Annotated in this window: 3 protein-coding genes; 1 reads left to right on the top strand and 2 read right to left on the bottom strand. The window is 66.1% G+C overall.

What is annotated here, in order from left to right; translation table 11 throughout:
* Window positions 1-7,291: S-layer family protein (locus I55_RS24790; RefSeq protein ID WP_044563388.1), on the bottom strand; the 7,291-nt coding region annotated here is incomplete at its 3' end.
* A 493-nt stretch (window positions 7,292-7,784) separates the two neighbouring features.
* Entirely contained in the window at window positions 7,785-8,456 is a 672-nt protein-coding gene (locus tag I55_RS24785) for a TIGR02466 family protein (protein ID WP_044563387.1), read from the bottom strand.
* A gap of 256 nt (window positions 8,457-8,712) precedes the next feature.
* Here I55_RS24785 and I55_RS24780 point away from each other — a divergent pair, with 256 nt between their 5' ends.
* Window positions 8,713-9,966, top strand: a complete 1,254-nt coding sequence (locus I55_RS24780; RefSeq protein ID WP_044563386.1) for a multidrug effflux MFS transporter — start codon at window positions 8,713-8,715, stop codon at window positions 9,964-9,966.
* The last annotated feature ends 14 nt before the right edge of the window (window positions 9,967-9,980 follow it).

The following is a 9,980-nucleotide window of genomic DNA, read 5'->3' as shown; positions in this document are numbered from 1 at the left end:
CGGTGATGCTGACGATGGTGGACAGCGTCAGCGATGCGCCGCTGTTCAGCACCGTGTGGCCGGTGACGGTGACATTGTCGTTCAGCAGCAGGTTGCCGTCGGTGAAGACCAGGTCGGACGCCAGGCTGATGGCGCCCTGGTTGGTCAGGTTGACGCCTGTCAGGGTGCCGATGGTGGCGCCACTGCCGCCGCCGATGCTCAGCGCCCCGGCGCCGCGGCCAGATATGTTGCCGGCGATGGTGCCGCTGTTGATCAGCGCGCCGATGGAACCGAGGCCCAGGTCCAGGGCACCGCTATGGCCGTTGATCAGCCCGCTGTTGACGACGGCGCCGATGGTGCCGGCATTCAAGAGCCCGACGCCGCTCGCCCCCCCCTTTATGGTTCCGCTATTGGCGATGGTGCCGATGGCGCCACTGTTGACGATACCGCCATAAAGGGTGCCGACCACGGTGCCGCTGTTGACCAGCGTGCCGACACTGGCGCCGACCGTGTTGACCAGGCCCGTCATGCCAGCGATCAGGCCGCTGCCGCTATTGGTCAGCGTGCCGATGGTGCCCCGGTTGATAAAGCCGGTGTTGGCCCCCAAGAGGGAGCCACTGTTGCTCAGGCTACCGATCAGCCCCCTGTTGAAAACGGCGCCGGCGGTCGAGCCGAACATGATGCTGTTGTTCAGCAGCGCGCCGATGGTGCCAAGGTTGTAAACGCCGATATAGGCGGAGATGGAGCCGCTGTTGACCAGCGTGCCGACACTGGCGCCGGCCATGTTGACCAGGCCCGTCATGCCAGCGATCAGGCCGCTGCCGCTATTGGTCAGCGTGCCGATGGTGCCCTGATTTCTGACCGCGGCGGTGAACCCACGAAGGGTGCCGCTGTTGGTCAGCGTGCCGATGGTGCCCTGATTTCTGACCGCGTAGGTGTTCCCAAGAAGGGTGCCGCTGTTGCTGACCGTGCCGACGCTGCCGTTCGTCGCGATGAAAAGCGCGGTTTGGACGCCGCCGATGCTGCCGGTGTTGTCCAGGCTGGCCAGGGTGCCGCCGACGTAGTCGTTGGTAACCGTCAGCAGCAGGTTGTTGCCGCTGACACCGGCACCGGCACCGGCGACGCCCGCCACGGTGACGACACCAAGGCTGGCACCGGAATAATCACTGCTCGCCCCTGCGCTGACCAGGGTGGTGGAGGTCCCCACCAGATAGTTGCCGGTGCTGGACAGGCTGGCCACCACGCTGCCCGCGATGGTGGCGGCGCCGGACACCAGCAGTTCCCCACCGGCCAGGACCAGGGTGCCAGCCGACTGCGCGACTGTGTCCGCGGTCACCGTGACCACGTTTGTCAACGTCAGCGACGCGCCGGTGTTCAGCACCGTGTGGCCGGTGACGCTGTCGTTCAGCAACAGGTTGCCACCCGCGAACACCAGGTTGGCGTTGCTCCAGATGACGCCCTGGTTACCGGTGTAACCCGTCAGCGTGCCGACCGTCCCGCCCGTGCCGCCGCTGATGGTCAGGGGCGTGCTGCCCGTATCGGTGATGGCGCCGGCGATCACGCCGCTGTTAACCAGCGTGCCGATGCTGTGATAGATGAAAACGGCACCGCCGGAGGCGCCGCTGATCGTGCCGGAATTGATCAGCGTGTCCATGCTGCTGAAGCTCAGGACAGCGGCACTGTGGCCGTTCATCGTGCCGCTGTTGATCAGCGTGCCGATGGTGTCGACATTCACGGCGCCATTGCCGCCCTGAATCAAGCCCGCGTTGATGAGCGTTCCGACCCGGACCGCACCGTAGACGCCGCTGGAGGCGCCAATCACCGTGCCCGTCGCCCCGATGGACAGCAGGTTGATGGAGCCCCCACTGGACGAAATAGCGAAACCGGCTTGTATCAGCCCGGTATTGACCAGCGTGTCGATGGTGGAAGTGTTTCGGATGCCGGTGGCGCCGGCACTGATGACGCCGCTGTTGAGAATGGAGCCAACGCTGCCGGCGTTGATGAGGGCGTACGTGTCCCCGTGGATCGTACCGCTATTGACCAGCGTGCCGATGGTGCCGCCGTTCTGGTTCTTAAAGCCGGCGTCGGCGCCACCACTGAGGGTTCCGCCCAGGCTGTTGACCACCGTGCCGATGGAGCCCTGGTTATAAAGGCCCGTGGCGACGCCGTGGATAAGGCCGGCATTGGTCAATGTGCCGATACGGCCGGCATTGTAGAGGCCGGCCGCGCTGGTCCCCCCGCTCACGGTGCCGCTGTTGTCCAGGGAACCGACGCTGCCGCTGTGGGCGACGTAGATGCCGTAGACCGTGCCGCTGAGCGTGCCGGCGTTGGTCAGCGTGCCGACCGTGCCGGTGCCTGCCACGCCGATCGCGGTGTAGGCGCTGATATTGGCGGTGTTGCCGATGGAGGCCTGGGTGTCGCCGATATAGTCGTTGACGGCGATCAGCACCAGGTTGGTGCCCAGGGTGCCAACCCCCATCTGAATGCCGTTGACCACGTTGCCGTCGATGGTGGTCGTGATGCCGGCATAGCTGGAACCGGTGCCGCCGGCCACCAGGGCATCGCCCACGGCGGATCCAGCCAGATACGTCGCGTTCGTCGACAGGTTGTTGGCGTCGACCGCCACCGTGCCACCCGACAGGCTGGCCGTCCCGCTGACCACCAGCCCGCTGGCGCCCGCGCTCAGCGCCAGGGTGCCGGCGCTCTGGCTGTAGTTGCCGGTGATGCTGACGATGGTGGACAGCGTCAGCGACGCGCCGGTGTTCAGCACGGTTTGGCCAGTGACGTCGATGTCGTCGTTCAGCAGCAGATCGCCCGACGCGAACACCAGGTTGGACTGGGTATTGTCGATGAAGCCCTTGCCGGACAGGCCGGTCAGGGTGCCGATGGTGCCGGACGCGCCGCCGGTTATGGTCAGGGAGGTCGTGGACCCATTGTAAATGGTGCCCTGCACCAGGCCGCTGTTGCTGAGGGTGCCCAGCTCGCCGCTGTTATAAATGGCGGCATTGACCCCGTTGATGGTGCCCGTATTGGTCAGCGTGTCAATGATGCCGCTGGTCCGAATGCCCTGGGGACCGGTGATCAGGCCGCTGTTGGTCAGGGTATGGATGGTGGCGCCACCACCGTCGACCCGCACGGCGGCGGACGTGCCGCCCTGGATGGTGCCGCCGACCGTGTTGTCCAACAGGGTGATGACGGCATTGGAATTGATAAGGATGCCAATGTTGCCAGCAACCAGGCCGCTGTTGCTGATGGTCGCCACGGCGGCGGTATCGCCAACGATCAGGCCGGCGTCGCTTTCACCGATGGAGGCCGCGATGGTGCCGGCGGCCTGATTGATCACCGTGCCGACACTGCTGGCGCCGTTGATCTGAAGGCCCCGGCCGTGGCCGTAGATGGTGTTGCTGTTGTCGAGGACGCCGACCGTTCCACTGTTGATTTCGATGCCGGTGGCGTCGGAGGAGATGGTGCCGCTGTTGCTGAGGCTGCCCACGGAGCCGGTGATGGCGAGACCGCGGTAGCTGAGGGCGCTGATCACGCCCTGGTTGTCCAGGACACCCAAGGTGCCGGTCACGCTGGCGCCGGTGTGGCCGCCAAATATGTTCCCCGAGGCCTGATTGATCACCGTGCCGGCCGCGCCGACGATGACGAGGCCGATATCGCCCGAAAGGGCGGCGCTGTTGACCAGCGTGCCCAGGCTGCCGGTGCTGGCCACGTAAATCGGGGTGGCGGCGCTGATCGCCCCGGTGTTGCCCAGGCTGGCCAGGGTGCCGCCGATGTAGTCGTTGCCGATGGTCAGCAGCAGGTTGTCGCCGGCACCCGTGACGCCGGCCACCAAACCGGTGGCCACGGTATCGCCCAGGACGACGGAGCCGTAGTTGGCCCCCGACCCGCTGGCCACCAGGGTCCGGTTGCCCACGGTGTAGTTGGCGGTCGTGGACAGGCCGGTCAGGACCGTGCCCGCGACGGTGGCGGCGCCGCTGGCCACCAGTTCGCCGCTCTGCCCCAGGCTCAAGGTTCCCGAGGCGCCCTGGGTGTAGGCGCCGGTGATGCTGACGATGGTGGACAGCGTCAGCGACGCGCCGGTGTTGGCCACCGTGTGGCCGGTGACGGTGATGCTGTCGTTCAGCAACAGCTTGCCACCCGCGAACACCAGGTTGGCGTTGCTCCAGATGACGCCCTGGTTACCGTTGTACCCCGTCAGCGTGCCGACCGTCCCGCCCGTGCCGCCACTGATGGTCAGGGGCGTGCTGCCCGTATCGGTGATGTCGCCCGCGATCAGGCCGCTGTTGAGCAGCGAGCCGATGGTGCGGAAGTCGAGGGCGCCAGAGGGACCGCTGATCGTGCCGGAATTGATCAGCGTGTCCATGCTGGTGAATCTCAGGACAGCGGCGCTGTGGCCGGTCATCGTGCCGCTGTTGATCAGCGTGCCGATGGTGTCGACATTCACGGCGCCATTGCCGCCCTGAATCAAGCCCGCGTTGATGAGCGTTCCGACCCTGCCGGTGCTGTAGACGCCGCTGGAGGCGCCAGTCACAGTGCCCGTCGCCCCGATGGACAGCAGGTTGATGGTCCCCCCATTGGACGCGATAGCGAAACCGGCTTGTATCAGCCCGGTATTGACCAGCGTGTTGATGGTGGAAGTGTTTCGGATGCCGGTGGCACCGGCACTGATGACGCCGCTGTTGAGAATGGAGCCAACGCTGCCGGCGTTGATGAGGGCGACCGTGCCTCCGTGGATCGTGCCGCTGTTGACCAGCGTGCCGATCGTGCTGGTGTTATTGATCGCGGTGCCGCCGCTGATGGTGCCGGCATTGCTGAGCTGACCCAAGGTGGTCAGCACGACGAGGCCGCCGACAGCGCCGCTGATCAGCCCGTTGTTGGTCAGTTGGCTGAGCCCCTGGCCACCGACGCCCACCGCGGTGCTGTTGGTGCTGACAATGGTACCGGTGACGCTGTTGACCAGGGTGCCGACGGAACCGAACAGGCCCATGCCGGCCGACGTTACGCCACGGATCACGCCGCTGTTGACGATACGGTCAACGCGGCTGCCGTCCCCCATGTAAACGCCCATGGATCCGCCGGAAAGCGTCCCGGCGTTGCTGAGCGTGCCCACGGACGCGCCGAGGGTGATTTCGGCGAAACCGCGCACGCTGCCGCTGATCGTTCCGCTGTTGGTCAGGGTGCCGACCGTGCCGGTGGCGGGGATGTAAACACCGGTCGCAACACCGCTGATGGTGCCGGTGTTGCCCAAGGACGCCAGCGTCCCGCCGATATAGTCGTTGCTGATGGTCAGCAGCAGGTTGTTGGCGCCATCGCCGCCGATGGTGGCGGCAAGGCCCGTCACCGTGTCGCCAAGCACGGCGGTATAGTTGGATCCGGTGCCGCCGGCCACCAGGGTGCCACCGCCGCCGACGGTGTAGTTGCCCGTGGACGAAAGCCCGGCCAGCACCGTGCCCGCGATGGTCGCCGCGTCGCTGACCACCAGCTCACTGGTGCCCGCGCCCAGCGACAGGGTGCCGGATGCACCCTGGGTGTAGGCGCCCGTGATGCTGACGATGGTGGACAGCGTCAAGGACGCGCCGGTGTTGGCCACCGTGTGGCCGGTGACGTTGACGCTGTCGTTCAACAGCAGGTTGCCGCCGGCGAACACCAGGTTGGACAGCGTGTTGACGATGCTGCCCATGTTGGTGACGGTCTGTCCCGTCAGCGTGCCGATGGTGGCGCCGACGCCACCGCTGATGGTCAGGGCGTTGGCGGACGCATTCACGATCTTGCCGGCGATCAGGCCGCTGTTCGTGACCGGGCCCAGCGTGGCGCCGGACGCGACAAACAGGGCGCTGGCACCGGTCACCGTGCCGCTGTTGTTGATCTTGCCGACGCCCCCGCCATTGATGGAAATGCCCACCTGCGTGCCGACGATCCGACCGCTATTGGTGATCGTTCCGATCGTACCTTGGCTGTAGATGCCCCCAGTATTGCCGCTGATCAGTCCGCTATTGGTGATCTGCCCAATCGAGGCGTCGCTCACATTATTCCCGATGCCACTGCTGGCGCCGCTGATGATCGTGCCGGTGTTGACGATGGTGGCGACGGCGCCGCTATTGGCGATGCCGCCAGCTATATACCCCCCCCCGACGGCCTCTATGCGGCCCTGGTTGGTGATGGTGCCGACCTTGGCGCCAGAGTCCAGATAAATGCCCCTGGAGTTCCCGGACAGCGTGCCGCTGTTGCTGAGGCTTCCCACCGACCCGGTGGTGGCGATGGCCACGGCGGACACCACACCGCCGATGCTGCCGGTGTTGCCCAAGGACGCCAGCGTCCCGCCGATATAGTCGTTGCTGATGGTCAGCAGCAGGTTGTTGCCGCTTGTCCCCAGGGTGGCGGCCAGCCCGGCCACCGTGCCCAGGACGGCGGCGGTGTAATTGGACTGTGCGCCGCCCACCACCAGGGTGCTGCCGCCAACCGTGTAGTTGCCGGTGGACACGGCGCCGACCACGCCCGCGATGCTGGCCGCGCCGCTGACCACCAGCCCGCTGGTGCCTGGGGTCACCGCCAGGGTGCCGGATGCCCCCTGGATGTAGGTCCCCGTGATGCTGGCGATGGTCGACAGCGTCAGCGACGCGCCGGTGTTCGCCACCGTCCGGCCGCTGGCGGTGATGTTGTCGTTCAGCAGCAGGTTGCCGGACGAGAACACCAGGCCGCTCCCGGTCAGGCTGATGGTGCCCAGGACAGTCTGGTTGGAACCGGTCAGCGTGCCCACCGTGGCACCCGACCCACCGGAAATCGTCAGCGTGTTGCTGCTGGAGTATAGGATGGTGCCGGCGATGGTGCCGCTATTACTGATGGAATTGATGACGCCGCTGCTGTTTTGAATAGCATAACTGCCGCCCTCAATCAGGCCGGTATTGATGAGGGTCCCGATTGTACCGTAAGTCAGGATGGCGGTTCGTTGACCGCTGATCCTGCCGCTGTTGACCAAGGTACCGATGGAACCGTCATTGCTGAGCGCCGTGCTGCCAGTCCCACTGCTCAACGTGCCGCTGTTGATAAGGTTGGAGATTGTCGAATTGTTGGTGAGGCCGGGGGCGATCGCCGCTTGGTTTTGGTTGAAGCCGCCGGAGACAACCACGCCGGATGCGATGGAATAGGTGGTGACAGGGGAGTCGTTGCTTAAAAAGCTGCTGGAAGACGTGATGGTGACGTCGGCCCCATGGGCGGGGCGGGGCGCGGCCGCCAGCGCGACACCCATCGCCAGCAGGGAAGAACCGGCCAGCAGCGCCTTCGTGGACTTCACACGCGTCATCGTCATTCCCCGCTTCCCCACCATGCCAGGCCCAAGGTGTGGCGCGGGACGGAAACGGTATGGCCGTTAGTGCGGGAAGGGCCCCCAGTGCCCCACCGCCAAACACCCCCACCGCGCTTTCCCAACCGCCGGCACCTGGACCCAAACCCAACGTCCCAGGCAGGCACACCTATCCAAAAGGTAGTACCCCACACCGTTTTTGGGGGAGGGAGCCATTCCTGTCAATCACATGATCATGGGATGGGGTCCGTTATTTCAGCACGCGAATGATCGTTATCCGACGAAGTCGTTTTGTTGCGCCGCGCCTGTAATTTGAGCATCAGGAAGCCATTGTTCAGCATCAGGACTTCCAGGAATTTCCCAGCCGCACGCAAGCGGGCGCCGCCCAGACAATATCCGATGGAGTAGGCGGCGACTATTATTTGCATAGATGCAATCTGTAGGCGCGCACCCAACCCCAAATCGGGTGGAGACCTACCCGAAAGGATATATGCAGCCCTCAACGCCAAGCGTAATTGAAGCTGAGGGAGATGCGTTCCTCATCCGCCCGGTTCAGCGCCACCTCATGCCGCAGCCAGCTTTCCCACATCAGCAGGGTGCCGGCCTGGGGCTGAAGGGCGATGGTGGGCTGTAGGGCGCGGTCCGCCTTCGCCTTGCGCGGCGGCGCGCCCATCATGAAGGCCAGGCGCGGATCCTCGAACTTCAGGACCGAGGCGCCGGCCGGCACGCGCACATAATAGGTGCCGCTGATGACGCTGTTGGGATGGATGTGCGACCCGTGGAAGCCGCCCGGGTCCAGCACGTTGATCCACAGGCTGTCCAGTTCCAGCTTGCGCCCGCCCAGGTCCCAGTCCTGCACCTTGGCGAAGGCCTTGGCGTGGCGGTCCAACTGGGCCTTCAGCTTCTTCAGGATGGGGAAGCGCCAGATCAGGTCGTCCAGCGAGGCGTAGCTGGTGTACCCGGTGTAGCCGTGCTTGTCCGACCAGCGCCGGCCCGCGCCGTCATCCTCCGCCGCCGTCAGGCAGCAGGCCGCCATCTCCCCGTTCAGGGGCAGCATGTCGTCCAGTTCCGCCCGGTAGACGCGGGTGACGAACAGGGTGTCGACCTGGGCGGGCGCGGGCCCAGGGGTGGTTCCAGAGGCGGGCGCGGAGGCGGGGGTGTCGTCGGTCATGCCCAGGGCTTTAACCGGGCGGTGGCGGGGCGTCAATGGCCAGCCAGGCGCGGGTCATGCCCGGCGGATTGTCCAGCCTGACCGACACGCGGACAGGGTATGGCAGTATCAGGGAAATCGATAAGCGGCCCGCCATACCCTTGGGTATAAAGGAACCGGCCGGGGCGCTTCACCGTTTCCCCATCCCGCCCCCCTTCCCCGCCACATCAACGATAAGACCGGCCCGAACGGCCGGCGCCCACCGAAGGCGCATCCCATGCAGTTGGCCCCCGACGCCGTTCCGCCGGACGTCCCCAAGAACGACCCGCATGGCGGGGTCGGCTTCACCGAATTCGTCCTGATGGTGTCGGCCATGATGGCGATGAACGCCCTGGGCACCGATGCCATGCTGCCGGCCCTGGGCCAGATCGGCCGGTCGCTGGGCGTGGTGGAGGAGGCGCGCTGGCAGTGGATCGTCACCGCCTTCCTGCTGGGCTTCGGCGGGGCGCAAATCCTGTACGGCCCGATTTCCGACCGCTACGGCCGCCGGCCCATCCTGCTGTGGGGCATCGTCTTCTACGCCCTGGGCAACCTGGCGGCGGCGCTGGCGCCCAGCTTCAGCCTGCTGCTGGCGGCCCGGGTGGCGCAGGGCGTTGCCGTCGCCTCAACCCGCATCGTCGTCGTCTCGGTCGTGCGCGACTGCTATGCCGGGCGGCAGATGGCCCGGGTCATGTCCCTGGCCTTCATGATCCTGCTGGCGGTGCCCATCCTGGCGCCCAGCCTGGGGCAGCTGATCATGCTGGTGGCGCCGTGGCAGGCCATCTTCGCCTGCCTGGCGGCCTACGCCCTGCTGGTGGCGCTGTGGCTGGCGCGGCGCCTGCCGGAGACGCTGCACCCGGAATACCGCCGGCCCATCAACGTGCGCAGCATCATGGCCGCCGTCCGCCAGACGGTGACGGCGCGGCAGGCCATCGGCTACACCCTAGCGCAGACCCTGATGATGAGCGCGGTGTTCGCCTACATCAACAGCCTGCCCCCCATCTTCGACGACGTGTTCAAGGCGCCGGCGCTGTTCCCCCTGGTCTTCGCCCTGACCGGCATGGCGCTGGCCGTGTCCGCCCTGCTGAACTCCCGCATCGTGGTGCGGGTGGGCACGCGGCGCATGTCGCACACCGCCCTGCTGGGCTTCATCTTCTTCGCCGCCGTCCACACCGGGATCGCCCGGCATGGCGAGGGACTGGTGCTGTTCACCGTCATGCAGGCGCTGACCATGTTCTGCTTCGGCCTGGCGGCCAGCAACTTCGGCGCCATGGCCATGGAGCCGGTGGGCGCCATCGCCGGCACGGCGGCGTCGGTCCAGGGCTTCATCAGCACCGTGGTGGGGGCCATCGTCGGCTTCGTCATCAGCCAGCACTTCGACGGCACCACCCTGCCGCTGGTGGGCGGCTTCCTAGCCTGCGGCCTGGGCGCGCTGGTCATCGTGCTGATAACGGAGCGGTTCCAGCTGTTCCATCCCCGCATGGGGAAGTGATACGTGGCATGAGG

It is taken from the genome of Azospirillum sp. B4 (assembly GCF_000333275.1).
Classification (GTDB): Bacteria; Pseudomonadota; Alphaproteobacteria; order Azospirillales; family Azospirillaceae; genus Nitrospirillum.
Note: the sequence above shows the minus strand (reverse complement) of the source record. Positions and strands in the feature narration are given on the sequence as shown.